The 24,420-nt window shown below is 55.2% G+C and carries 27 protein-coding genes and 2 tRNA genes; 11 read left to right on the top strand and 18 right to left on the bottom strand.

Annotated elements, in window-relative coordinates; all coding sequences use genetic code 11:
* Positions 1–17: 17 nt before the first annotated feature.
* Both A3L10_RS00790 and A3L10_RS00785 read right to left on the bottom strand, forming a co-directional pair.
* Positions 18–362 (bottom strand): hypothetical protein, encoded by a 345-nt coding sequence (locus A3L10_RS00790; RefSeq protein ID WP_088180706.1) that lies wholly within the window; start codon positions 360–362, stop codon positions 18–20.
* The gene (locus A3L10_RS00785; protein ID WP_088865951.1) at positions 359–880 is read right to left on the bottom strand and encodes a pyridoxal-phosphate dependent enzyme; all 522 of its coding nucleotides are present in this window, start codon (positions 878–880) and stop codon (positions 359–361) included. Before A3L10_RS00785 ends, A3L10_RS00790 begins: the two co-directional genes overlap by 4 nt.
* Positions 881–1,080: 200 nt before the next feature.
* Here A3L10_RS00785 and A3L10_RS00780 point away from each other — a divergent pair, with 200 nt between their 5' ends.
* Positions 1,081–1,812, top strand: coding sequence for a hypothetical protein (locus tag A3L10_RS00780; RefSeq protein ID WP_157726847.1), 732 nt, complete (start codon positions 1,081–1,083; stop codon positions 1,810–1,812).
* A 42-nt stretch (positions 1,813–1,854) separates the two neighbouring features.
* Here A3L10_RS00780 and A3L10_RS00775 read toward each other — a convergent pair whose 3' ends face one another.
* The 7 genes from A3L10_RS00775 to A3L10_RS00745 are packed head-to-tail and all read right to left on the bottom strand — an operon-like array spanning position 1,855 to position 6,181.
* Positions 1,855–2,445, bottom strand: coding sequence for an adenine nucleotide alpha hydrolase family protein (locus A3L10_RS00775; RefSeq protein WP_088865949.1), 591 nt, complete (start codon positions 2,443–2,445; stop codon positions 1,855–1,857).
* 42 nt (positions 2,446–2,487) lie between these two features.
* Entirely contained in the window at positions 2,488–3,138 is a 651-nt protein-coding gene (locus tag A3L10_RS00770; RefSeq protein ID WP_088865948.1) for a nucleotidyltransferase, read from the bottom strand.
* Positions 3,104–3,448 (bottom strand): hypothetical protein, encoded by a 345-nt coding sequence (locus A3L10_RS00765; RefSeq protein WP_232460994.1) that lies wholly within the window; start codon positions 3,446–3,448, stop codon positions 3,104–3,106. The genes A3L10_RS00770 and A3L10_RS00765 overlap by 35 nt, the downstream gene beginning before the upstream one ends.
* Positions 3,449–3,478: 30 nt before the next feature.
* Complete coding sequence (locus tag A3L10_RS00760; RefSeq protein ID WP_088865946.1) at positions 3,479–4,048, bottom strand: DUF998 domain-containing protein; 570 nt, start codon at positions 4,046–4,048, stop codon at positions 3,479–3,481.
* Between the two features lie 9 nt (positions 4,049–4,057).
* A complete protein-coding gene (thiI, locus tag A3L10_RS00755) occupies positions 4,058–5,200 on the bottom strand; it encodes a tRNA uracil 4-sulfurtransferase ThiI (protein ID WP_088865945.1) in 1,143 nt (380 codons plus the stop codon).
* A 4-nt stretch (positions 5,201–5,204) separates the two neighbouring features.
* Positions 5,205–5,531 (bottom strand): hypothetical protein, encoded by a 327-nt coding sequence (locus A3L10_RS00750; protein WP_088180714.1) that lies wholly within the window; start codon positions 5,529–5,531, stop codon positions 5,205–5,207.
* Between the two features lie 41 nt (positions 5,532–5,572).
* The gene (locus A3L10_RS00745) at positions 5,573–6,181 is read right to left on the bottom strand and encodes a nitroreductase family protein (RefSeq protein WP_088865944.1); all 609 of its coding nucleotides are present in this window, start codon (positions 6,179–6,181) and stop codon (positions 5,573–5,575) included.
* A gap of 95 nt (positions 6,182–6,276) precedes the next feature.
* On the opposite strand from A3L10_RS00745, the gene A3L10_RS00740 reads away from it, so the two are divergent.
* The 3 genes from A3L10_RS00740 to A3L10_RS00730 all read left to right on the top strand — a co-directional run bounded on the left by A3L10_RS00740 (position 6,277) and on the right by A3L10_RS00730 (position 9,841).
* Positions 6,277–6,990 (top strand): maleate cis-trans isomerase family protein, encoded by a 714-nt coding sequence (locus A3L10_RS00740; protein ID WP_088865943.1) that lies wholly within the window; start codon positions 6,277–6,279, stop codon positions 6,988–6,990.
* Between the two features lie 89 nt (positions 6,991–7,079).
* Positions 7,080–8,459, top strand: coding sequence for an ADP-specific phosphofructokinase (pfkC, locus tag A3L10_RS00735; protein WP_198362078.1), 1,380 nt, complete (start codon positions 7,080–7,082; stop codon positions 8,457–8,459).
* Between the two features lie 65 nt (positions 8,460–8,524).
* A complete protein-coding gene (locus tag A3L10_RS00730; RefSeq protein WP_232460993.1) occupies positions 8,525–9,841 on the top strand; it encodes an ATP-binding protein in 1,317 nt (438 codons plus the stop codon).
* On the opposite strand, the gene xerA is transcribed toward A3L10_RS00730, so the two are convergent.
* Together xerA and A3L10_RS00720 are read right to left on the bottom strand one after the other, a co-directional pair.
* On the bottom strand, positions 9,792–10,634 hold the full coding sequence (gene xerA, locus A3L10_RS00725; RefSeq protein WP_088865942.1) for a site-specific tyrosine recombinase/integron integrase: 843 nt from the start codon (positions 10,632–10,634) through the stop codon (positions 9,792–9,794). The two genes, A3L10_RS00730 and xerA, sit on opposite strands and share 50 nt — an antisense overlap.
* Position 10,635: 1 nt before the next feature.
* Positions 10,636–11,535: a toprim domain-containing protein gene (locus tag A3L10_RS00720; protein WP_088180718.1), complete on the bottom strand. Its 900-nt coding sequence runs from the start codon at positions 11,533–11,535 to the stop codon at positions 10,636–10,638.
* Between the two features lie 86 nt (positions 11,536–11,621).
* On the opposite strand from A3L10_RS00720, the gene A3L10_RS00715 reads away from it, so the two are divergent.
* Positions 11,622–12,872 carry a glycosyltransferase gene (locus A3L10_RS00715; protein WP_232460992.1) on the top strand — a complete coding sequence of 417 codons (1,251 nt, stop codon included), beginning with the start codon at positions 11,622–11,624 and terminating at the stop codon, positions 12,870–12,872.
* On the opposite strand, the gene sfsA is transcribed toward A3L10_RS00715, so the two are convergent.
* Complete coding sequence (sfsA, locus tag A3L10_RS00710) at positions 12,869–13,576, bottom strand: DNA/RNA nuclease SfsA (RefSeq protein WP_088865940.1); 708 nt, start codon at positions 13,574–13,576, stop codon at positions 12,869–12,871. The genes A3L10_RS00715 and sfsA overlap by 4 nt on opposite strands.
* A gap of 67 nt (positions 13,577–13,643) precedes the next feature.
* Here sfsA and A3L10_RS00705 point away from each other — a divergent pair, with 67 nt between their 5' ends.
* Positions 13,644–14,240 (top strand): hypothetical protein, encoded by a 597-nt coding sequence (locus tag A3L10_RS00705; protein ID WP_088865939.1) that lies wholly within the window; start codon positions 13,644–13,646, stop codon positions 14,238–14,240.
* Positions 14,241–14,327: 87 nt separating this feature from the next.
* A complete protein-coding gene (locus A3L10_RS00700; RefSeq protein WP_088865938.1) occupies positions 14,328–15,362 on the top strand; it encodes a M42 family metallopeptidase in 1,035 nt (344 codons plus the stop codon).
* Here the strand turns inward: A3L10_RS00700 and A3L10_RS10320 are convergent.
* The gene (locus A3L10_RS10320; RefSeq protein ID WP_198362077.1) at positions 15,325–15,723 is read right to left on the bottom strand and encodes a hypothetical protein; all 399 of its coding nucleotides are present in this window, start codon (positions 15,721–15,723) and stop codon (positions 15,325–15,327) included. The genes A3L10_RS00700 and A3L10_RS10320 overlap by 38 nt on opposite strands.
* Before the next feature lie 40 nt (positions 15,724–15,763).
* Between A3L10_RS10320 and A3L10_RS00690 the strand changes: the two genes are divergently transcribed.
* Positions 15,764–17,686 carry a helicase C-terminal domain-containing protein gene (locus tag A3L10_RS00690; protein ID WP_088865937.1) on the top strand — a complete coding sequence of 641 codons (1,923 nt, stop codon included), beginning with the start codon at positions 15,764–15,766 and terminating at the stop codon, positions 17,684–17,686.
* Positions 17,687–17,949: 263 nt separating this feature from the next.
* On the opposite strand, the gene A3L10_RS00685 is transcribed toward A3L10_RS00690, so the two are convergent.
* Positions 17,950–18,037 (bottom strand) — tRNA-Leu (locus A3L10_RS00685).
* A gap of 110 nt (positions 18,038–18,147) precedes the next feature.
* Here A3L10_RS00685 and A3L10_RS00680 point away from each other — a divergent pair.
* A tRNA-Lys gene (locus A3L10_RS00680) sits at positions 18,148–18,225 on the top strand.
* A gap of 69 nt (positions 18,226–18,294) precedes the next feature.
* A complete protein-coding gene (locus tag A3L10_RS00675) occupies positions 18,295–19,530 on the top strand; it encodes a DEAD/DEAH box helicase (protein WP_088865936.1) in 1,236 nt (411 codons plus the stop codon).
* Here A3L10_RS00675 and A3L10_RS00670 read toward each other — a convergent pair.
* Entirely contained in the window at positions 19,505–20,674 is a 1,170-nt protein-coding gene (locus tag A3L10_RS00670) for a transglutaminase-like domain-containing protein (protein ID WP_232460991.1), read from the bottom strand. The genes A3L10_RS00675 and A3L10_RS00670 overlap by 26 nt on opposite strands.
* A 643-nt stretch (positions 20,675–21,317) precedes the next feature.
* On the opposite strand from A3L10_RS00670, the gene A3L10_RS00660 reads away from it, so the two are divergent.
* Complete coding sequence (locus tag A3L10_RS00660) at positions 21,318–22,211, top strand: hypothetical protein (RefSeq protein ID WP_088865935.1); 894 nt, start codon at positions 21,318–21,320, stop codon at positions 22,209–22,211.
* A gap of 18 nt (positions 22,212–22,229) precedes the next feature.
* Here A3L10_RS00660 and A3L10_RS00655 read toward each other — a convergent pair whose 3' ends face one another.
* Genes A3L10_RS00655 through A3L10_RS00645 form a run of 3 tightly spaced genes read right to left on the bottom strand, consistent with a single transcriptional unit; the run spans position 22,230 to position 24,418 of the window.
* Positions 22,230–22,844, bottom strand: a complete 615-nt coding sequence (locus tag A3L10_RS00655; RefSeq protein WP_088865934.1) for a rhomboid family intramembrane serine protease — start codon at positions 22,842–22,844, stop codon at positions 22,230–22,232.
* Positions 22,834–23,604 (bottom strand): bifunctional fructose-bisphosphatase/inositol-phosphate phosphatase, encoded by a 771-nt coding sequence (locus A3L10_RS00650; RefSeq protein ID WP_088865933.1) that lies wholly within the window; start codon positions 23,602–23,604, stop codon positions 22,834–22,836. The genes A3L10_RS00655 and A3L10_RS00650 overlap by 11 nt, the downstream gene beginning before the upstream one ends.
* 1 nt (position 23,605) lies before the next feature.
* On the bottom strand, positions 23,606–24,418 hold the full coding sequence (locus A3L10_RS00645; protein ID WP_088865932.1) for a DUF63 family protein: 813 nt from the start codon (positions 24,416–24,418) through the stop codon (positions 23,606–23,608).
* Positions 24,419–24,420: the final 2 nt, after the last annotated feature.

Below are 24,420 nucleotides of genomic sequence, written 5' to 3'. Positions count from 1 at the left end.
TTCGAGAGACGACCCATTCACTCCTCAGTACCTGTCTCCGGGCCCTCTTCGGCCTCCTCTTCCTGCACCACCACCTTGATGTAGCTCAGGATATCGTGGATTATGAAGAAGCTTATCGCCACCTCAACCAGGGCCATGGGGTTGCCGGCTATCAGGAACAGCAGGGAGAAAAAGAACGTCACGCCGGCGTATACGAGGGCTACCTTGATTGCGGTCTTGTTTTCAATCCCCACGCCGTATCCGAGCCCCATGTTGAATATCGCGAAGGTAAGGTAGATCGGTGAGGCTAGGTAGTAGGCGTAGTAGAGGAGCAGAAAACCGCTGAGAAAAAGGAGAGACGAGGCAACCCTCAGACGCTTCATGTCATCCCCAAATGGTTTTCAAAGACCTCCACGTATTTAAACCCATCGTCCGGGAAGATGAGGACGTAGGTTTTCTCGCCGAGTTCTCCGGCGATCTTCTCATAGGCCCTGAAAACGGCACCGGAGCTGAGACCTACGAGAAGACCGCCGCTCCTGGCAACGCGGATTGCCCCTTCGATGGCCTCTTCCGCGCCCAGAACCTTCAGGAGAACCTGCGTCGCTCTGGGCGTTGGTCTCGGCAGATATGCCTTGAACTTCACCCCGAAAACGTTGCCCAGCGCCGCCATGGCGATTCCGACGTTGCCGGATGTGGCCTCGAAAAGAGCGGTGCCGTTGATGTCCCCGCGCTCCAGGGCCTTCGTAAGCATGTTAAAAACGGCCCCCTCCTTTATGCTCCTGCTGAACGGGTTAAAGAACTCTAACTTGGCAAAAGACATCCCCCCTCTCTGCTGAGAGTTTGACCAGGGGGTCGGCTTGTACTTCTCGAACAGTTCGAGGGTGCCCTTAAACACGTTCATTTGCCATCACCGGAAACGGGTGAGGAGGGAGCCTTAAGAACTTTCCTAAAACGAACAGTTGTGGACAAAATTGGGTAATCTACGGTAGTGGCTTTAATAACTCGAGAGCGAAATTTTCATATACGACATTGGAATAAATATTCCCCAGAAAACCGTGGAGGACAAACATAATGGTACCCAAAAAGGTGCTCATTGTAACCTTGGTCGTACTGGCGGTCGTCTTAATCCTCCCAAAGGGAGTTCTCATTAAGATAGATCCGGCGGATATAAACCCCAATGACCTTGGCACCTCAGATTTCTTTCCATGTCCACCAGACCTTCAAGTGAAAGCAGAATACTACCAATACCAGCTAGATCACTTTGTTAATTTCACACTCGCCCATGAGGAAAGCGGGAGAGCGAACATAACCCTTGAAGGGGTCTCGGGGAAGCATATTTGTATTCCCGAAGGAATCTTTGTTTATTCGTATTACCTTGGCGACCCTGCAGTGGGGATTAATGCGGCATTGTTTGATTACAATCTGAGCCTTAAATGGTGGAGGCACTTTCAGATCGTCGATAACAGGATATACGTCACTCTAGGGTATTACAGTGTTGGAACCTTCTCCGGAGAGACGAAGGCATTTTTGTACCTCATAAGTGGAGATGATGTAAAGAGAAAAGAAGTTGCCAATATTGAAGGCCATCCACTTGGGGTTAGATTGCCGCTTGACATTAACGAAAAATACGTGGCTGTTGCGTACTATCTTCACGATGAGATTGGAAATGAGAGGAATGGGGTTTGTGTTTTTACTTCGGGTGGATTGATCAAAATCGCCTGCAAAGAATTCGAGGAGTGGGAACGACCGGTAAATGTGAAACTTGAAGGGGACATCGTTTACGTTCAGACTACCAAAGGGGTGAAGGCCTACAAGATAATCAGCCTGTGGTGACCAGTGACGTTTCGATATGCCCTCATGAACTGAACGGGATGTTTAAAGCACCCCTTCCCTCACGAGCCTCTCCTTTATCCTCTCGAACTCACCGAGGGAGCCCCTAACAACGGGATACCTCGGCACGAAGGGGCACGGCTCCTCCTGCTCGATGCTTATCTCGAACGTCCCTATCTCCTTTGCGATCCTGACTATCTCCTCCTTGTCAAGGCCTATGAGCGGCCGCAGAATCGGAAGGTCGCTCGCGGTGCTTATGATGAGCAGGTTGTCGAGGGTCTGGCTTGCCACCTGGCCGAGGCTGTCGCCGGTGATTATCGCCTTTGCCCCAATCCGATGCCCTATCCGACAGGCCTTCCTCAGCATCGTCCACTTGCAGAAAAGGCACGTCCACTTCCCCTTTCCAATCTCGGCCAGCCTCGAGAAAACCGGCGCCTGTTCCTCGTAAGAATCCACTATAACCGGCTCGTTCAGCCTTCCGTACCTTCCGAGAACCTCGCAGAGCTCAAAAACCTTGGACTCCTTCGTGCCGCTCTGCCTGAAGTGAACCGGAGTTACCTCAAAGCCCTTTCTAAGCATGAGGTAGATTGCCACCGGCGAGTCAATGCCCGAGCTTAGGAGCGCCACTGCCTTCATGATTGAGGAAAGCGGGGGAGAATATATGAAGCTTTCCTCAACTTAAGGTTGAGGCCTCACGATGCCCTCCTCAATCCTCCAGTCTTTTGACTCGTAGAGAGTTCCGAACATCAGATAGAGTTCATAAGGCACCTTCCACATTTTTAGAAACTCCTTGAACCTGTAAGTGGCCTCCACGGGAAGAAGAACGACCCATGGGGCAAGGTAGCGTCCCTCCAGGTCTCTCAACACTCCGGTTTTCCCGTCCCTGCCCCGGAGTGCGAAGCTGAACTTGTTCTTCTCGTTTTTTGTCATCCCCCTGACATCGAGAATGAACAGCGCATATCCCTCCCCGTTCATCAGCTCATGAAGGGGACGCCTCCTGATAAGTGAATAGCCGGTGATAACCAGCCCTGGAACGGCGAGGTAGTTTGGGTCCCACATTTGCTCGAGGTTCATCGCCTTAACGTCCAGTCTTTCATGCGGGAACCCCATGTCAATCAGCATCTCCCTGAACTCGAAGGCAAGCTCAAACCTCTCCGACTCATCTGCCCCGGTGAGAAGTACCATGAAGTCGAAATCGTTTGGGGCTTCTTTCCCCTGAGTCACAGAGCCGTAGAGAACCACGTCAAAGACCCTTCCGTGCTCCTTACTAAATTCCTCCGCGGCCTGCTCCAGTTCACTTAATTCTATCGGTAAGTTTGAGAACCTCATTCCTCAACGCCCCCACCTCGTCCCTCGTGAGCCTCCTCTCGTATGCATCCCTGTAGAAATCAAAGAACTTGCTGACGATACGGTACAGATCACGGTAGTGAAGCCTCAAAATCGCAAATCGCTCACTGTGATTCTTGGGTTCCAGGTTCAGATCCCGCTTGATGACGTAGTCACATATTCCAACGAGAGCCTTGAAATACAGTATTGACGCGGAGTTATACCTACCCTTCTTGAAAGCGTCTTCTCCAGTTTCTATGTACTCCCGGATGTTCTCCTTCAGGTCATCAAGGTTCACGGGCACGTCCTTCACCGTGTAGCCATTCCTACAGCATCATGATATTTAAAGGTTTCTGTAGGAATTCCTACGAACCTCCAGCTGGAGCAGGCCGATGTAGACGAACCACGCCAGTATCGTGGCCGCACCGACCAGCTCCGGAATCGCGAGCCCCTTGAAAACCCTCGCCTTAACGAGATAGAGCATCAGGGCGAAGGCGAGAACCGCCAGAACGCTCCAGATGTAGCCTGCCGACATTCCATTCCTGCCGAGCTTCAGCCCGATGATCGTTATATCAACGAGGGCGAGGACGTAGAAGGAAACCGCCACCGGGGCGTGCGGCGCGTACTCCTCGGGAAAAACTCCCACGAGGAACAGGAAAACCATCGCGAGGGGCATTAGGTAGGACAGACCGTTTCTCAGAGCGCCAATGGCGGCTATGAAGCCGATGACAGCGAAGACCATAAGGAAGCCGTTGAAGTAGTAGTTCACCGGGTTCCGTACTGAGCCCATGTCGCTCAGGGCGTTTCCCGTGAAGGAGAACCAGGGATTCCGGCTCAGGACGATAAGCAGCCCCACGATGAAGAGGATGGGAAGGGAAATGCTGATGTACGCGGACATCTTGGAGAAGTCCATGGGAGCACCTCAGCACTGCCTTTTCCTGGGCTCCTCTCCAAAAACCGCCCGATAGAGCTTCCTGAACTCCTCCCAGGAGCCCCTTATAACGGGATGCTTCGGTATGAACGGAATCTCATCCTCCGGCAACGTTGAGAGCTCGAAGGTTCCTATCTCCTTGGCGATTCTAACTATTTCCTCCTTATCAAGGCCTATAAGCGGACGGTATATCGGCAGGTCCGTCGCCTGGCTGACTATGTACATGTTCTCAAGGGTCTGTGAAGCTACCTGCCCGAGGGAATCACCCATGACGATACCCTTCGCCCCGAACTCCCGGGCTATCCTATCCGCGTGCCTCACCATCATGTACTTGCAGAAGACGCAGGTGTACTTCTCCTTCTTCATCTCGCGCAACTTCTCAAGGATTATCTCACGCTCTTTGGACTTGACGACTATCAGCTCGCCTTTTCCGCCGTAGCCGTACCGTTTGAGCTGGTTCCATATCTTGCGCACCTTCTCAAGGGTTTTCTCGCCCATGTATATGTGGACGGGAATGACCTCAACGCCGCGCTTCATCATGAGGAAAGCGGCAACCGGCGAATCTATGCCGCCGCTGAGCAGTGCCACCACCTTGCCCTGGGTGCCGATGGGAAGACCGCCCCAGGCGTAGATTTTGTCAACGAAGACGTAGGCTTTGCCCTCCATCAGCTCGACGCCGACCTCGATGTTGTAGTTGTGGAGGTCAACCTCGCTCTCCTCGTTCTCAAGGATGTACTCGCCGACCTTAGCCTGAACCTCTGGGCTCTTCAGCGGGAACTCCTTGGTTATACGTCTCGCTGTGACTCGGAACTTCGGCTTCTCGAGGCCAAGCTCCCTCTTCTTCCTCCTGAAGAGCTTTAGAGCCGTTCTGTTGATCTTATCCAGCTCGGCGTCGATTTCCATCGCCGGGGAGAGCGACACTATGCCGAAGACCCGCCTGAGAACGTCAACGGCCTCTCCAGCTTTATTCGTCTTCACGAGAATCCTTCCGTGCTTCGCCTCGACCTTTTTGAACTCAATCCCCTCGCTCACCAGGGCCTCGCGGATGTTGTTCATGAGTATGCTCTCGAACCATCTCCTCGTCTGCCTGGATTTCGTTCCTATCTCTCCGTATCTGACTATGACGACGTTCATGCTCTCACCCCAGTGCGTGCGGGAACTTGATGACTATCTCCACGTACTTCTGGATGACGACGTAGAGAACCACCGATATCAGGTAGGACGAGAGAAGGATGAGCTCGTTCATCTCGAATATGTGCGCGGCTATGGCCTTGGCCCTCGGCGTGGCATCGACTATGGCGTGCATGTACTTCCCCTTGAGCCAGTGGTTTATCTGAATCGCCACGACGAGGAGCAGAACCCCGACTAGGCCCCACATCTTGCCCAGGGCCAGCATGAGGAAGAGCGTCGAGGCCACTATTATCCAGCCGCCGATGACGCCGAGCAATATCACGAACTCTATCATCCTTCCACCAGTTGGAGTTGAGAGGGAGGGAATAAAAACGTTTAGATGAAGACCAGCACCTCATCGAGGGTCTTTCTCCTCTTCCTAGGCTTAACTTCCCCCTTGGGATAGCCAACCGGGATGACTCCAACGAGGTAGTGGTTCTCGTCGAGGCCAGCAAGCTCCCGAACCTCCTCGTCTATCCCCGGAAAATTCGTAACACCGATGTAAACCGTTCCGAGGCCGAGCTCGACGGCCTTGAGCATGAGGTTCTGAATCGCCATCGCCGCGCTCTCGACGCTCCAGATGAACTCGGGCTCATCGAATTCCTCACCCGGGAGGAATCGAACGCGCCTGTCGATGAAGACCGCCACGTAGATAGGTGCACGGTACATACCCTGCTCGTACATGCGCTTTCTGAGCTTCTCTATCTTCCCCTCCGCCAGGTTCACCGCGCGGTAGTATCGAATCATGCCCTCCGCTATGAGGTTGTAGAGCTTCTCCCTCGCGTCTCCACTCCTGAAGACCACGAACTTCCAGTTCTCCAGGCCACTCGCGGTAGGTGCCCTTATCGCCGCCTCGATCAGCGCCCTCACGTCCTCCTCAGAAACGTCCCTCTCCTCGAAATACCGCACGGAGGTTCTCTTCAATATCACGTCATCAAGCTCCACGTTACCACCCATGGAGCTTTCTCGCCGGCCTTAATCAGCCTTTCCAAAACCAAAGGTTTAAGAGAATCCTAGCGTAACACCGCAGAGGTGAAAGCATGTACGGATGGAGAGGTAGGCTCGGGCTTATAGTTCCCTCATCAAACACCACCATGGAGATGGAGCTTCACGAGGCCCTTCCCGATGGGGTCTCGCTCCACACCGCGAGGGTTCCGCTGAGAAACGTCACCGAGGAGGAGCTCGTCAAGATGAACACCCTCGCCGTCGAGGCGGCAAGGCTTCTGCGCGATGCCGGCGTGGAGATGATTCTATACGGCTGCACCAGCGGGTCGTTCATCGGCGGGAAGGATTACGAGAAGGAGCTTGAGTCCCAAATAGAGGAAGAAGTAAACGTCCCCGTTGTTAGCACGAGCACGGCCGTCGTCGAGGCCCTCAAGATGCTCGATGCGAGGGATGTGCTGGTCATAACCCCCTACACGGACGAGATAAACGCCCGCGAGAGGGAGTTCCTGGAGGCGAACGAGTTCAACGTACTCGACATAAGGGGGCTTGGAATAGAGGACAACACCAAGATCGGAAAGCTCGAACCCTACGAGGCATACCGCTTGGCCAAGGCGAGCTTCATGGACGAGGCCGACGCGATCTTCATCAGCTGCACGAACCTGCGGACATTCGAGATAATCGAGCCCCTCGAGGAAGACCTCGGCATTCCGGTCGTCACGAGCAACCAGGCATCGCTGTGGCTCGCTTTGAGAGAGATGGACGTCATGGAGAGAATCCCCTGGCTTGGAAGGCTTTTCACCGAGTTCTGAGCCTTCAACATTTTTCCATCCACCGCTTCCGAAACCCTTTTAAGAATTCACCCGAATTTCTTAGACGTTAGTCACTGAGGGTGATACAAATGGGGCTCCTCGAGGAGGCCATGGGACTTTCGATCTACACCGCCTACAACACGAACGTCGATGCGATAACCTTTCTCAACGGGGAGATTGTGCAGGCACTCATAGAAGAATTTGGGGCCGAAACGGTCAGGAAAAGGATGGACGATTACCCTAGGGAGATAAACGAGCCCCTCGACTTCGTCGCGAGGCTGGTTCACGCCCTCAAAACCGGGAAGCCCATGGCAGTCCCCCTCGTCAACGAGGAGCTTCACACATGGTTCGATTCTCACTTCAAATACGACGTTGAGAGGATGGGCGGCCAGGCCGGAATCATAGCCAACCTACTCGCGAACCTTGATTTCAGGCGGGTGATAGTCTACACCCCCCACCTCGCTAGGAAGCAGGCCGAGATGTTCGTGGAAAAGCCCAACCTCTTCTATCCGGTCATCGAGGATGGCAGGCTGGCCTTCAAACACCCACGCGGGGCCTACAGGGAGGGCGACCCGATAAAGGTGAACCGCATCTTCGAGTTCCGCGCCGGAACGACCTTCAGGCTTGGTGACGAGACGATACGGGTTCCATTCTCGGGCAGGTTCATCGTCTCAGCTCGCTTCGAGAGCATAAGGATCCACACCGAGCCCGAGCTGAAGAGGTTCTTACCTGAGATAGGCCTCCAGGTTGATGGGGCCATTCTGTCAGGCTATCAGGGGATAAAGCTCCGCTATTCGGACGGCAAGGACGCGAACCACTACCTAAGGGAGGCCAAAAAGGACATACTCCTGCTCAAGCGGGAGAAGGACGTTAGGGTTCATCTGGAGTTCGCCTCGATACAGAATCGCGAGCTCAGAAAGAAGGTCATCTACAACCTCTTTCCGCTGGTGGACAGCGTCGGCATGGACGAGGCAGAGATAGCCCACGTCCTCAACGCCCTCGGCTACTCCAAGCTCGCGGAGAGGATATTCACCTACAACCGCATAGAGGACACCGTGTTGGGCGGCAAAATCCTCGTTGACGAGATGAACCTCGAGGTGCTCCAGATACACACGATTTACTACATCATGTACATCACCCACTCGGACAATCCGCTGAGCGAGGATGAGCTGAGGAGCAGTCTTGAGCTCGCAACAACACTGGCCGCGGCGAGGGCTTCCCTCGGGGACATAAAGAGCCCGGAGGAGGTAAAAGTCGGCATGAAGGTCCCATACAACGAGTACGGCGAGTTCGTGAAGCTTCGCTTTGAGGAGGCGAAGAGGCGCCTGAGGACCAGGGAGTACAAGGTCGTTATAATCCCGACGAGGCTCGTCAGAAATCCCGTCTCAACCGTCGGCCTGGGGGACACCATCTCCGCAGGAGCATTCACGAGCTACCTCGCGATGCTGAGGAAGAAGGGGGAGCTTTGAATATCCAATTTTGGTACAGTATGGCGTACCAAACCTTTATAAATATTGGTATTGTATACTGTACCATGGAGCCTGACGACATCAAAAGATACATCCGCCTCTTCCACGAGAGGGATTTACCAAATATTGTGGAGAGAGAGCTAAAGCTTTCCCTGAACCCTGGAAAGGCGACGGTTATAATTGGGCCAAGGCGCTCCGGGAAGACGTATCTCCTCTATTCACTAGTTGGAGATGAGAGGGAACGCTACGTTTACCTGAACTTTGAGAACCCGCTCCTGTTCGGGATAACTGGACGGGACTTTCCGGGAGTTGTTGATGCATACTTTGACCTCTATCCTGAGAACGTTGGGGACGAGGTCTTCTTCCTTCTCGACGAGATTCAGAGCGTTCCCAACTGGGAAATCGGCGTAAGATATTTGCTTGACGAGGGTTTCATGGTTGCGGTTACGGGTTCGTCCTCGCGGTTGCTCTCAAGAGAGGTTGCGACCCAGCTGAGGGGACGCGGAATTTCATATACCCTCCTTCCCCTCTCGTTCAGGGAGTTCCTTCGATTCAAGGGGATGGACTTTAAAAAGCGCGACCTTTACGGCAGAAAGATGCATATAATAAGAAAGCTCTTGGATGAGTACCTAAAATACGGCGCCTTCCCCGAGGTGGCCCTGCTCGGCGATAAGGTCAGGATACTTGAAGAGTACCTCTCGGTTATGATCACGAAGGACGTCGTAGAGAGGCACGGGATAAGGAACGTGGCCCTGATTGAGGCCCTTGTCAAGCTTCTGCTTTCGAACTACGCAAAGTACACCTCGTACAGCTCAATCCATCGCTTCCTTAAGTCCGAGTTTGGAACATCAAAAACGACAGTCCTTGAGTACCTCAGAGCACTTGAGGATTCGTTCTTCGTCTTCTTCCTTCCAAAGTTTGCCCGCTCCGAAAAAGAGTCTCTCAGAGCCCCCAAGAAGGTTTATCTCGTCGATACCGGCCTGGCCCTCTTCTCAAAGAAGGACCCCGCAAGGGATATTGAAAACGCCGTGTTCCTTGAGCTTCTCAGAAGGAAGCACTATCTAAACCCGCTTCTCAACGTTCACTACTACGGCGGCTCCGGTGAAAAGGAAGTTGATTTCGTCGTCTCGGAGTCAGGAAGGGTTGTAGAACTGATTCAGGTGACTCTGAGCCTCAAGGACGCACGAGAGCGGGAGCTATCTGCCATCATTAGAGCGGGCAAAAATCTCGGCTGCGAGAATCTCACGGTTGTGACACTCGAGGAAGAGGAAACCATTGAAATGAACGGCCGCAGAATAAATGCCATTCCTCTCTGGAAGTTCCTGCTCGGGCTCACTCCATCAGCCCCTCTATCAGCCTCGCCTTCTCCTGGGCCTTCCTGAGGTGCTCGACGGTGACCTTGGTGTAGATCTGCGTCGTTGAGAGGTTCGAGTGGCCGAGGAGTTCCTGGATGGCCCTTATGTCAACGCCGTTTTCGAGCATGTGAGTGGCAAAGCTGTGGCGGAGCATGTGGGGTGTAACCTTGACCCCCGCACGTTCCCCGTATTTCTTGAGGAGATACCAGACGGTCTTGGGCGATATCCTGTCCTTTTCTCTGCGCCCCTCCTCGACGATGAGGTACTCGCTGGAGTCCGTTCTCGTCTCAAGGTAGGACTTGATCTCCTCCAGAAGGAATCCTGGAATGGGCACGACGCGGTCCTTGGCCCCTTTACCGCCGCGGACGACTATCAGCGAGCGCTCGAAGTCAACGTCGGATTTCTTCAGGTTGCACAGCTCGCTTACCCGAAGACCTGCACCGTAGAGGAGGAGAAATATCAGCCTGTCGCGCCTTCTCGTTGGTGGTATCACCGAGAGCAGCTTTCTAACTTCCTCGCGGGTTAGGGCCTTCGGCAGGCTCCTGGGAACCTTCGGGGGCTTGAGCTTCTCAGCCTCCTCGTCGTAGCCCTCGAAGCGGAAGTAGGAGCGCAGCGCCTGGACCACGAGGTTGAGGCTCTTGTTGGAGTAACCCTGCCGGCGCAATTTCGCGAGAAAACGGAGGGCGGAGCGGGAGTTGAGCTTTCCGCCCCACTCGAGGTAGCGCCCCACGTAGTAGGAGTACATCCTAATCGTGTTCGGGCTCTTCCCCTCGAGGTCGAGGTAGGTCTCGTACTCCTCCAGCGTCTCTTTGAGTTCCATATCACAGCCCCTTCAGGAGTCCCTCGATGTCGTCGGGCTTTACCTCGGCGTTCTCAACGACCGCCGGCTCGCTCCGGGGTTCGGGCTCCTGGGGCTTCGGCGGCTCCTCAACCGGCGGCTTGGGCGGCTTAGGGGGCTCCTCCTTTATGCTCAGGCTGAGGTAAACCGTCCTGAGGAGCTCGTCCACAAGTCCCTTGTCCTCGGCGAAGATGTATCCCTGCCCGACTATCACCTTACCCGCCAGACCTAGCTTCTCAACGGCCTTTCCAATGTATGCCTCGTCCGGAACCGGCTCGGCGGGGAAGAGGGACTTCCATGCCTCGTCAACGCGGTAAATGTTCTTGGCGCTCTCAAGGAGTGCCTTAAGCCCTTCGTTCTCCTCCTTGAGCCTCGCGTTCTCCTCCTTCAGCTCCTCAAAGGCCTTTGTGATGGCTTCATACTCCTCCCTGAGCTTCCTGTACTCCTCGCCCAGGCCGTCGTAGCGGCCCTTGAGGTCGAGGAGCTGGTTCCTGAGTGCCATGTACTCCGGGAGTATCTGAAGGCTCTTGAGGCCGGCGCGGACGAGAGTGTTCTTGAGCTCCTTCCTGACGAGCTCAACGTCAACGTGCTCCAAATCGTGGCCGAGGGGGAGCTTCATCCTTTCAACGTGCCCGACCATCTCCCCCAGCTCGCTGAAGAGCCTCTCCGCAAGGTCCCTCCCGACCCGGTCGGCATCGGTCGCTATGATGAGAAGGTCCGCCCCGGCGGCTGCGCTCTTAGCTATCTCGACGTTCGTCGTCGGGATTATCGAGGATATCGTTATGTTGTACTCGCTTCCCAAAGCGAGACCCTGAAGGGCTTTGCTTACGACCTCCACGTCGCTCGCACCCTCAACCAGAATTCTAACATCGACTATAGCCATTCACACCACCTAATTCTCTCTCCCACTCCGGGTTTAAAACGCTTCCGCGTGGAAGTCATGCTTATAAGGCCAAAGGACATAAAAACATGGAGGGGGGTATGGGGCCACTAACCGGGGCCGTGAACATCGTAGTTGCAGTCCTCCACTTCATCTGGCTGTTTTCGGCCGCGGTTATCTACCCCGTGTTCTTCTACTACATAGTCCTGACGATAGCAGGTTTAAGGTACAACTCAAAGTTCAAGGAACCCGCGATTCCGAGCGAGCTCCCCTCCATCACCATCCTCATCCCCGCTAGGAACGAGGCCGTGGTGATAAGGGACACGCTCCTGGCGATGGCAAACCTCGACTATCCCAAGGATAAACTGGAGGTTCTCCTCCTGGACGACGGCTCCACGGACGACACGGTGAGGATAGCCGAGGAGGTCGCCAAGGAATACCCTTTCATCAGGGTAGTCCGCGTTGAGGGCGGCGGCAGGGGGAAGAGCTACGTCCTGAACTACGGCCTAAGGCTAGCCAGGGGGGAGGTCATAGCGGTCTACGACGCGGACAACAGACCCGAGCCCGGGGCGCTCAAGGGCCTGGTGGCGATGCTGAGCGACGAGACGCCGGCGGTGACTGGAAAGGTTCGGACGATAAACTGGAAGGGGAACATCCTCACGAGGTTCATATGCATGGAGTACCTCTACTTCCAGCTGGCGGGCCAGAGCGGAAAGAGCAAACTCTACAAAACCGCGGTGCTCCCCGGGACGAACTTTGTAATCAAAAAGGACCTGCTCGAAGAGCTCGGAGGCTGGGACGAAGAGGCCCTCGCCGAGGACCTGGAGATGTCCTTCAGGATAATAGCCATGGGCAAGAGGATAGCCTACAATCCACTCGCCGTTACCTGGGAGCAGGAACCCGAGAGCTGGCGCGTGTGGTTCAGGCAGCGGACGCGCTGGGCGGCCGGAAACGTCTACACGGTGAAGGAGCACATAAAGAGGTTCCGCGAGATTCCAGGCTGGGGCCTGCGCTTTGACCTGCTCCTCACGCTTATGGTGTACTACCTCCTGGCGATAGCCGTCATAGTGGCGGATGTGGCCTTCGTAGCACTCCTGGTAACCTTCGGAAACGTCACGTGGTTCACGGGGCTCATCTTAAGCTTCGTTTATGTCGCGTTCCTGCTGGAGATATTCGCCGGCCTCTACGACGGGAAGATAAGGAGCATTGGCTGCTGGCTCCTCGCGCCGCTCATGTACTACACATACTCCCAGATATGGATATTCATTTCGCTGGCCGGCCTGTGGGAGGCGGGAAAGGCCAAGAAGGTGTGGTACAAGACCCCGCGGACGGCGGTTTAGAGCTCGATTTCAAGGCTCGGCCTCTCAAGAACGACCCTTCCATCGGGCAGAAGGGAGATGCCCAGCGCGTGGATTTCAACGCCTACCTTGTCCGCCTCTTTAAGGAGCCTCGCTATCTCCGGGTCGCCCCTCTCGTAGGGCCGGAACCTCTCAACGCCCGGCATCGCGCCGATGAAGAAGATTATGGATTTCTTCCCGGCTTTTGAGAGCTCTATAAGCTCCCTGATGTGCTTCTGCCCTCTGACGCTCGGACAGTCAGGATACATCGCGTACTCTCCCTTTTCACCCCCTCGCAGGACGGCGCTCTTCATCTCGGCGTAGACCTCGCCCTTGGGGCATTCGAAGAGGTAATCGAGGCGCGATTTGCCGACCGTGATCTCCTTCCGCTTTATCCGGCAACCCCTCAGCCATGGTACCAAACCAAGCTCCACCGCCCGCTCGAAGGCTTTGGCCTGGGTTCGGGTGTCTATCACCGCCCCTTTTCCGCCCAGGTCCTCGAAGGCAACCAGGACGAAGTCCGTCTTTCCGCCGGTCTTGGGCGTGCAGAACGCTCTCCTCCCGGGAACCATGAACTCCTCCAAGCGGCCCGTGTTGGTCACCAGGGCTTTCCTCTCCTCCCCCTCAACCTCGACCAGCGCCACGAAGCGGTTGAGCCTTTTGCGGAAGATGCAGGGAACGGCATCGAGCTTCAGCAGGGTCGTCATTTTCAATCCCGAAGGTTCTCCGGGGGAGGGCTTTTAACGATAGCGCCGTATTGGATACGGTGGGAACATGCTCCCAGAGGAGTTCATCAGATATGCGTTCGAGGAAAGGGTCGAGGGAATAAAGCGCCTCCTGAACGGAAAGTTTGACCCGGAGGTTCTGATAAGCTTCACACGGCACAACGCGGCGATAATCACCTGCGGACCCGCGGGGGTGAACGGTTCCATTAAAGGCGTGGGCTTCATACACAGGGAGGAACTTCTCGCCGAGACCATCGAAAAGATGAGGGAGGAACTCAGAAGGCCATACAGCCCACTAAACGCGGGCAGGTTTCTCCTGGAGGAAATCTACGTGAGGGAAAGGATAGACTTCACGAAACTGGTGTCCCTCGAGCTCGCCAGAAAGCACACCTGGAAAAACCTAACCGAGGGAAGGAAGGAGGCAACGGTGCTCTTCTTCACCCCGCCGAGCACATCCTACGAGGTCAGATGCGACGTGGAGATACATGAGGATGGCCCCGTGTGGGAGTACACCAACGCCCTCCACGACATCTTCCACAGGCCAAAAAAGCCACGGGACTGGAGCAGAACGCCGGCGTATCTCTTCAGGATCCGCGAGATATACGACAACGGCGAGGATAAAATGGGGGTTAAGATTTACCCATGAGTCAACTGGGTGTGAACCCCACCTAAAACCTTAAATATCCCGGACATGAGCATTTAGATGGAAATCTAAACGAAAGGGGTGGTTGTGATGGTTGACTACGAACTTCTCAAAAGGATTATAGAGGCACCGGGCGTTTCCGGATACGAGTTCCTCGGCGTCAGGGACGTTGTTATCGAGGCCTTTAAGCCCTACGTCGACGAGATAACCGTCGACAAGCTCGGCAACGTTATCGCCCACAAGAAGGGTAAGGGTCCGAAGGTCATGCTCGCCGGACACATGGACCAGATTGGCCTCATGGTGACCCACATCGAGAAGAACGGATTCCTCCGCGTTGCACCGGTTGGCGGTGTTGACCCAAGGACTCTCATCGCCCAGCGCTTCAAGGTCTGGATCGGCCCGAACGAGTTCGTCTACGGCGTCGGTGGAAGCGTTCCGCCGCACATCCAGAAGCCGGAGCAGAGGAACAAGGCCCCGACCTGGGACCAGGTCTTCATAGACATAGGCGCCGAGAGCAAGGAAGAGGCCGAGGAAATGGGCGCCGTCATCACCTGGGACGGCAGGCTCGAGAGGCTCGGAAAGCACCGCCTCGTCAGCATAGCCCACGACGACAGGATAGCGGTTTACATCCTCGTCGAGGCCGCGAGACAGCTGGCCGAGACTGATGCAGATGTCTACTTCGTCGCCACCGTCCAGGAGGAGGTCGGCCTCCGCGGTGCGAAGGTCTCGTCCTTCGGCATAGACCCCGACTACGGCTTCGCACTCGACGTCACCATAGCGGCAGACGTTCCCGGAACGCCGGAGCACAAGCAGATAAGCCAGCTCGGAAAGGGCGTCGCGATTAAGATAATGGACCGCTCCGTCATCTGCCACCCGACAATCGTCCGCTGGATGGAGGAGATAGCCAAGAAGCACGAGATTCCCTACCAGTGGGACATCCTCACCGGCGGTGGAACCGACGCGGGAGCGATACACCTCAACAAGGCCGGCGTCCCGAGCGGCGGAATAAGCATTCCAGCGCGCTACATCCACTCCAACACGGAGGTCGTTGACGAGCGCGACGTCGATGCAGCCGTTAAGCTGACCGTCAAGGTTCTTGAGGAGATTCCGGAGCTGAAGCTCTGACCTCTTCCCATTCTTCTTTCTGAGCCTCATCGCCCGTAGTCTCGCCGCCGTTCTCGGTTTCGTTCGAGTCTGAGTCGGAGAGGTTCTCCTCCTTGAGGGCAACTGGCAGAACCGATTTCAGGGGCACCTTCTTCCTTCCCTCGAGCTCGCGCTCGAATCTGGTCCACTCGTACCAGAAGAACAGCGCCGCAACAATGATTCCAGCCACCAGGAAGGGCAGTTTTGAGGGAAGTGGCAATCCCCGGTGCCAGCCGTGGAGCAGGTAATTCTGATAGAAGAACAGGTACGCGAGCCAGGCTATTATAACTGCCTCAATGGAGTATTCAACCAGTCTCTGCTCCTTCTCGTCCACACCCTTCACCTGGGGAAAAGTTAAAAGCGAGCCGTTAAAACTCTTTCCCATGAGCGAAACGGGCGAAGGGTTCGAGTACTTTCCCTACGAAGAACTCAGACCACACCAGCGGGAATTCATAGACCTCGTTGCGGAGGCAGTTAAAAACGGCGAGAACGCCATAATAGAGGCCCCTACCGGCTTTGGAAAGACCGTGAGCGTTCTGGCGGGGATCCTGCCTTACGCCAAGGAAATGGGCTACAAGGTTCTCTATCTAGCCAGAACCCACAGACAGATGGACAGGGTTATAGAGGAGCTGAAGGCGATAAACAGGAAGAACCCGGTTTCCGGCGTCGAACTGAGGAGCAGAAAGGACCTCTGCCTTCACACTTACCTCACCCAGTTCACGAGCGATGCCTACACCGCCATGGTCGTTTGCAAGAACCTCAAGAAGCTCAAGAAGTGCGAGTTCTACGAGAACGAGAAGAAGAAAAAGACGGAATTCGACGAGCTGGTGAAGTTCTTTCTGAGCGAGCCGAGCCATCCGGCCGAGATTCTGAGCTACGCCGAGACCTTAGAGCTGTGCCCCTACGATTTAACCAAGAGGATAGCGGAGAAGGCTGACGTCATAGTGGCCAGCTACCTCTACCTCCTCAGCCCCACCATCCGGGAGAACTTCATAAGCTCCCTTGACGTTGACTACTCCGACCTGATAGTGGTTTTTGACGAGGCCCACAACCTGCCTGATCAAGCTATCTCGGCCTTAAGCGACCGGATAAGCATACACACGGTAAACAGGGCGATAAAGGAGGCCGACGAGTACAACGAACATGAGATAGCCAACTTCCTCAGCATCTTCGGCCGCGGACTGGAGATACTCTACGACGAGAAGCTCAAGGACAGGGACGTGCACGAAACCCCCATCCAGCCGGAGCTCGTTTTTGCACACGTCATTGACATCCTGAGCCTTGACACCAGGAGGCTCGTTAGAATACTCAACGACATGGTGGCGGTTGGCGACGCCATAAGGGAGGACAGGATAGAGAAGGGCAAGCCGCCCCGCTCCTACATCGGCCGCGTCGGCGAGTTCCTCCTCTTCTGGCTCTCGCTCATTGGACGAGAGGACTACCTCTTCCTCATGAGCAGGGACAGGGGATTGAGCCTTGAGCTCGTGGCGCTGGATCCCTCGAAAGCCCTGGGCTTCATCAGAAACGTCCAGAGCGCGGTTTTCATGTCCGGAACCCTCACCCCGATGGAGGCCTTCCGCGACGTCATGGGCATCGAAAACGTCCGGATGAAAAAGTTCCCGAGGATGGTAAAGCGGGAAAACGCGCAGGTTTTAGTCGCCAAAGACGTCTCGACGAGGGGCGACGAGCGCTCGCTCCAGGTTTACAGGCGCATGGTGGAGTACATCGTCGAGGTGGCCAAGCTCATACCGAAGAACGTCGGAGTCTTCACGGCTTCCTACGAGGTCCTTCAGGGACTTCTCTCGGCAAACCTCCAGGTTCGTCTTGAGGAGACTGGAAAGGCGATATTCATTGAAAAGCAGGGCGTCAGCTCAGCAGAGAACGATGCGATGATAGCGAGCTTCAAGGCCCACGCCAAGGGCAGGGGAGCGGTGTTACTGGGAGTCATGGGGGGCAGGAACAGCGAAGGGCAGGACTACAGCGGCGACGAGATGAACGGGGTTGTGCTCGTTGGGATACCCTACGCGAGGCCAACTCCGAGGGTTCAGGCCCAGATAAGGTACTTCGAGCGCAAGTTCCCGGGGAAGGGCCGCTACTACGGCTATTATCTGCCGGCCCACAGGAAGCTCGTCCAGGCGGCTGGAAGGGTTCACCGCTCAGCCGAGGAGAAGGGGTCCATAATAGTCCTAGACTACCGCCTCCTCTGGAGTTCGATAAAGAAGGACCTGCCGGACTGGATGCGCGAGAGCATGAGGCCCGTCGATTTGCCGAGGATGAGGCTGTATTTGAGGAGGTTCTGGGGCTGAGAGGGCCCCATGTAACATAGGGAGACCCCCAATGTTGTTCAGCGGAGTGAAGGGATTTGAGAGAACAACTTCGGGAATCATTTTGGCGAGGGTTTTACACGAAAGACGCCCGCAGGGCGTCGAAAGAAAGCAAACCCAGTGTGAGATTGCATTTTTGGGTTGTTCTCCGTGTTAAACGTTCCGATAATGAGAAACCACTTAAAAATTGGCACTCAAGAAGGAGCTACGAACCTTGATCAAACTTCGCCTTCGCGAAGTTTCTGTGGTGCGGGGGCGGGGATTTGAACCCCGGAACCCCTACGGGACGGGACCCTCAATCCCGCGCCTTTGACCAGGCTCGGCAACCCCCGCGTTGCCAAAGTATAACGCTCGGAGAGGCTTTATAAAGTTTTCCCTGCCCCCTTTTCGGCCTCTGACCAAAAAATTTATAAAGCAACCTCCCGTCTATGACTTCGGGTTGAGGGCCGGTAGCTCAGCATGGTTAGAGCGCGGGACTCTTAATCCCGTGGTCGGGGGTTCGAATCCCCCCCGGCCCGCCAGACCGCGTTTCTTCTCGACGCGTTCCGTTTGAGAAGGGATGCGTTTGAGTAACGTAAGGAGTTAGGAAAATGAGTTTTGAAAGCTTAGGCTTATCCAGGGCCACGTTAGTGGCGGTTAGAGAGAAGGGTTTTGAGACCCCAACGGACATTCAGAGGGAAGTCATTCCACGTCTTCTATCGGGCGACGTCGATATAATCGGCCAGTCCCAGACCGGGACGGGAAAGACCGCTGCCTTTGCACTCCCCATAATCGAGGCGATTGACCCGAAGATAAAGGCCGTTCAGGCGATAATATTGACCCCCACGAGGGAGCTCGCCCTCCAGGTGGCGGATGAAATCAAGAGCCTCCGCGGGAGGAAGAGGGTTTACGTCTACGCCATCTACGGCGGCCAGCCGATAGGGCCGCAGATCAGGGCGCTTGAGCGGGGAACCCACGTTGTAGTTGGAACCCCCGGCAGGGTTCTCGACCACATAAGGCGCAGGACCCTCGATCTGAGCTCCGTGAAGTTCTTCATCCTCGATGAGGCCGACAGAATGCTCGACATGGGTTTTATAGACGACATAGAGGCGATTTTCAGGGAGACCCCGAGGAGGAAGAGGGTGCTGATGTTCTCCGCAACGATGCCCCCCGAGATTAGAAGGCTCGCGAGGCGCTACATGGGGAACTACGAGGTTATAAGCGTCAGCAGCGACGAGCTCGTGCCCGAGATGGTGGATCAGGAGTACATAGAGGTCGTTCCCGCGAGAAAGTTCACGGTGCTGAAGAAGATCCTCAGCGACGACTTTTACGGCATAGTCTTCTGCGCCACCAAGAGGGAAACCAGAGAGCTGAGCGAGAAGCTCAGGAGGGGGGGCTACAGCGCCGAGGCTTTAAACGGCGACATGAGCCAGGCCGCCCGTGAGAGAACCTTCTGGCGCTTCAAGACTAAGCGAACGAGGATTCTCGTGGCAACCGATGTTGCCGCGCGCGGCTTGGACGTCCAGGACATAAGCCACATCGTCAACTACTCCCTGCCCATGACGGCCGAGGACTACGTCCACCGGATAGGGAGAACCGGCAGGATGGGCAAGCGGGGAAGGGCGATAACCTTCATAATGCCCGGCGAGTTCAAGAGGCTGCGCTACATTGCCCAGGTAGCTGGTGTGGAGATAAGGAAATCCGAGCTCAGCGAGGATATCCCGAAGGAGTACCGGGAGAGGTACGAGCGCGGCCCTTCGGATGGCTACAGAAGAAACGGAAGAAGAAACTCTCGCTACCCCAGGAACTCCCGGGGCTATTCTAAGAACTCCCGAGGTAGATGGTGAGGATCAAATCCTCGCCCTCTACTCTAACCTCTATCCAGACCGCGTCGCTCTTCTGAACGTAGCCTGCGAACTCCGTGTCTGAAAGCATCTGAGAGACCAGCCACTCGGTGTACTGTTCGTGGAAAAACGGGTGGTAGTAGTCGGCCAGGTTGTAATAGGTAACCCCCCACGTCCAGCCGGCCTTGTATCCCTTCGGGAGCTTTCCGTCGGAGAGGCTTTTCAGGGATTCATCGGCCTTCAGGCCGAACCGGCTATACAGAGAGTTCATCATCGAGACGGCTAAATTCCTCGCGTCGGCATCGCCCATGGTGTAATCCTGGTTGAGGAACTCCTCGCCGGTAACGACGCCGAGAACCTTGACGGTGGCCTTCTCTTCGCCCGGCGTTATTTCGTAGAGCGTGGCGTTGATTATCCTGCTCCCCTGCCGCTCCCAGTAGCGGTAGTAGGCACCCAGATCCATGGGCGGAAGGTGCTGGTCGAGGGCAAAGTACCAGCCGTTTATTTTTACCAAGGCCGTTGCGTGCCCCAAATCAGTGAGGTTTATGGCCATCGCGTAGAGGGGCGAGTAGTTCATGGCCAAGAGCAGGGCATCCGTGAGAACGGTGTAGTCGGTGCATACCCCGGTTCTCTTCATTATCGTCTCGTAGGGGGTCTGAATCGTGTTGTTCTGCCCCTCAACGACCTCCTGCCGCCCGTCGGGATATATTATGACCTTGGCGAAGGGCTGCTTGGCCTTCTCCCAGTCGTAGCTCAGCCACTCCCCTTCCCAGGCGAGGACGTTCCAGGCGCTTTGGGTGAGGTCTTCACCCTTGAGCTCCTCCGCGAGGGGCGATATGACTTCAAGCTCTTCCCTACTCAGCATACAGGGGAGTGCGTCCCTGAGAATGTAGCGCCAGAGGATTCCCGGACAGTTGAGCTCGGCGTCCTGGCTCGGCAAGGAGACCGTTGCGTTCTCCCATTTAACGAGGGGATTCGTCCAGGTTGCCGGGGATGAACCGGGCGTTGGGGTCGAGGGAGGAGTAGTTGAAGTCGTGGATGGGTATGCCGTGCCTCCGGGCGTTCCGGTCTCCGGAGTGACCGAGAGGCAACCCGCGATGATGACCATGAACGCGATGATAAGTGCCGCGAGGGACCTTCTCATCATGGAACTAACTTGCGGGATGAGCTTATAAACAGCTCCCCAGCGGAGAAACATCGAGTTTGTGTCCATCGAAAGATTTAAAAATGCCCTCCTGAAGGTAGCTTAGCCTGGTCAGAGCGCTCGGCTCATAGGGCCGCTCCCCTTCGGGGGAGCCTGAGAAACCGAGAGGTCCGGGGTTCAAAGCCCCGCCCCGGCACCATTCAAACTTCGCCTGCGCGAAGTTTGATCAAGGTTTGTGATTCTCTTTCAAAGTTCGATTTTGGAAAGTTTGCACTTTTGAGGGGTTTTACAAAAGGGAATTCTCTTCAAAGAGGTTGTTGGGAATGGGTTTTTCTAAGGAGCGCTCCTTTGGAGCGCGGGGAAGAGTAAACCCCCGATAACTGTCCCTAAATCCGGGAATTCCAGAGCGTAATGGGCCCTTTGAAAGTTCAAACACGTGCAAAAAAAGCGTTCATAAAGGAATCACGAACTTTGATGAAGCTTTGCCCAACAAAGTTTCTTTGGAGAAGCTTGTTCCAAAAGCTTCAGCACTGACGAAAGACAGGCCATTTACCTGACTAAACCGAGCACTGAGTACGCAAGAAAGCATTATATAGAACGGATTCCAACATTCCCTGAAGGTAAGATGGCCCGAGGTCGGAGGGTTATGAAAAAGAAAGCTATTGCTGGGTTGGTACTTGTTGTGGTTCTATCCTTGGGCCTGTTCCTGTTCTTTCGTGGAATTTTGATTCCTGTGGAAGCCGAGAGGATATACTTCGGCGACGATTCGGGCTTTCGGTCCTGTCCGTCAAGCATCAAAATAACGTCCCAGTACTATGAAAACCATTCCCGGTACTTCGTCAACTTCACTATCTCGACTAACAGCTCCTCAAGCCTGGAGTTCTCCCTGGAGGGTGTTATAGAGGAGCACGTGTGCATTCCAGAGGGTATTGTCCTTTACACCTATTATCCCGGTGACTGGGCAGGAATCAATGCCGCACTTGTGGATTACAGCCTTAATATAGTGTGGAAAAGGCACTTCCAAGCTTTTCCGGTGAAGTATCACAATGGTGAGCTTCTTTTAACGAGTTCGTGCATATACTTCGTGAACGCATCAACCGGGGATTTGAGCAGAGAGATATGTCCCGGTGTAGCCAGAGCACAAGTCCACGATGTGAAGATTCTGGGCGATGAAACATACTTCACGGTCGTTCACTACAGCGTCTTTACCATGAATTCTCAGGTGCACATTTACAGGGTCAAAGACGGTAAAAGGGAGAAGGCTCTAATTGTGAAAATGGACGAGCATTTGTTAGGGGCCAGAGCGATTCTCGATGTTAGTGAAGAGTACGTAGCGGTGGCATATTACCTCAGGGGAATCAGTGGGGCAGAGAAAAACGGTTTGTGCGTGTTTAAACGGAACATCTTTAGAAAAATCTCATGCAGAGAACTCAAAGCAGATGATAGACCCCTGGAAGTAAAGCTTCGTGGGGATGTGGTGTATCTCCAAACGACCAAGGGGCTGGAAGTGCACCGAATCTTAACCCTTAGACATCCCTAAAATTGAAAAAACGAGACGTCACCACCCGTAGCCGTACATCCTCGCAATCAGGTGCCGCTTGATCCGCCTGCCGTAGTAGTAGCCTATGGCCATCCCAACGAGCAGCCCGCCGAGATGGGCGTAGATGTTGACGCTCGGCAGCAGGCTGTTTATCAGGAAGAGCACGAAGGCGTTTATCAGTGCGGCCTGCATGTTCCCGCCGACGACGCCGGTTATGAGTATCAGCGCCCCGACTATGCCGAAAAGCGAGCCGCTCGCGCCGGCGCTGACCGAGTTGGCCGGCAGCAGGAAGAGTGTCAGCAGGTTTCCTGCCAGGCCCGAGACGAGGTAGACCATAACGAGCCGTTTAGGCCCGAGGATTCCCTCGAGCTGCCTGCCCATCATCAGGAGGAAGTACATGTTGAAGCCTATGTGGAGTATGCCCACGTGCACGAACATCGCGCTGATGAGCTGCCACCACCAGCCGTAGTTGAGGACGGCGTAGTTCCACTGGCCGAGCCTTGCCAAGACTTCGATGCTTATGCTGAAGGGGTTTCCGCTGAGTATTGACTCTAAGATGTAGACCGAGACGTTTATCAGGAAGAGGGTGAAGGTAGCCTTCCCGTAGCGGTGGAAATAGCCCTCAAGGCTCATTTTTCAGCTCCTCCAGGATCATGTCGAGCAGATAGCGGTCGTTGACGGCTATTACGTTTGTCTTGGTGGTTGCGTCGAGCCTCAGCTCCAGCTCCCTTCCGGTCTCGTCGGTGACTATCGCCCCGGCTTCCTTGGCTATGAGCACCCCCGCGGCTATGTCCGTCGTCCTCACGTAGTTCCTTATGTCCAAGACTCCGTCGAGGGCGCCCTTGGCGAGGTACGTCAGCTCGACAGCTATGGCACCAAGGACCCGAACCCGCTTGACCCTCTTTATTAAGCCCAGACACCTGCCGCGCGTGTAGAAGCTCAGTGCCTCCTTTCCGCGCTCGGGTTTCCTGACCCTTATAGGCCTTCCGTCCATGTAGGCACCTTCTCCTGGAAGGGCCTCGTAAAACGTCCTCCTGACGAACTCGTATATCGCACCGTAAACGGGTTCATTTCTCCTGAAGACGGCAAAGCTGAAGGCGAATATCGGTATCCCCGCGGCGAAGTTGTAGGAGCCGTCTATTGGGTCAACGATAACCGTGTAGTCGCTCCCGTTGTCTATGAAGCCTATCTCCTCGCTGACGATGTTGACCCCGAGGGGCTGGAGCCTGCCCAGAACAACGTCCTCAGCCACTTTGTCAACGTACTTGGTAACGTCTCCGCTGACGTTTTCCCCTATCGTCTCCCCTGCCCTCGGAGTGCCAAAGAGGGGCATCACTTCCTTCTCAACCTCCCTCGCGATTTCGAGGGCAATCTCGTTCCATGGAATCTCCATATCAACCACCCATCAGCATTATCAGCAGGTTTCTCGTTCCCGGCCCAAAACCGAGGATGAACATCGTGAGCTTCACGAAGTTTATTAAATCCGGGTCCTCGTCCGCCATGGCCCGGTCCAGTATCCACACGATAGGCAGCAGTATAAGAAACTTCTCGGCGTATATAACCGCTGGCGTCCCGAAGGTATCCATCAGCCACCTCGCGAGGACGTGCTGCTCCCAGAATCCGAGGAACTGGATTCCAACGAACGTCGTTGTGGCGTCGTAGAAGTGGGTGTAGAAGAGGAGCGAGTTGTCCCTAATGAGGGCGAGCTTCTTCGAGACGAGCCATACAAAGCCCTCGGCTATTATCAGCGCCGGGATGAAGTACTTGAAGACCTCCGGGTTGAAGTTAACCTTCCCCCGGTTTATTATCAGGACGAAGACGAGCCCACCGAGCAGAACCCAGCCGAAGTCCCGGTAGAGGGGATAGAGCTTCTCTCCAGGCCCGACGTGCCTCCAGACGACGTAGAGAGAGGCTATCGCAAAGGCCGCTATGACGAAGTAGCCGCCGGGGCTGACGGTTAGGTAGGTTCTCGGCAGAATACCGACGTCCGTCACGCTCCTCATCAATGGGCCGAGGATTATGTACGGAATGAGCGCCTTGAAGAAGCGGTCGTCAACCTTTATCCCCATCCGCTTGAGCATCTTGTAGAGGAGTATCACAGCCACACCCAGGATTATAGCGTAGACAACCGTGTTCACGGGGTTGTAACCCTGGTTCTCCTGTATCGGTTTGATGAAGTACTCGTAAAAGAACTCGTAGAGCCCCATTC

The organism is Thermococcus radiotolerans (assembly GCF_002214565.1).
In the GTDB taxonomy this organism is placed as follows: Archaea; Methanobacteriota_B; Thermococci; order Thermococcales; family Thermococcaceae; genus Thermococcus; species Thermococcus radiotolerans.
This window is presented reverse-complemented; position numbering and strand designations above follow the sequence as displayed.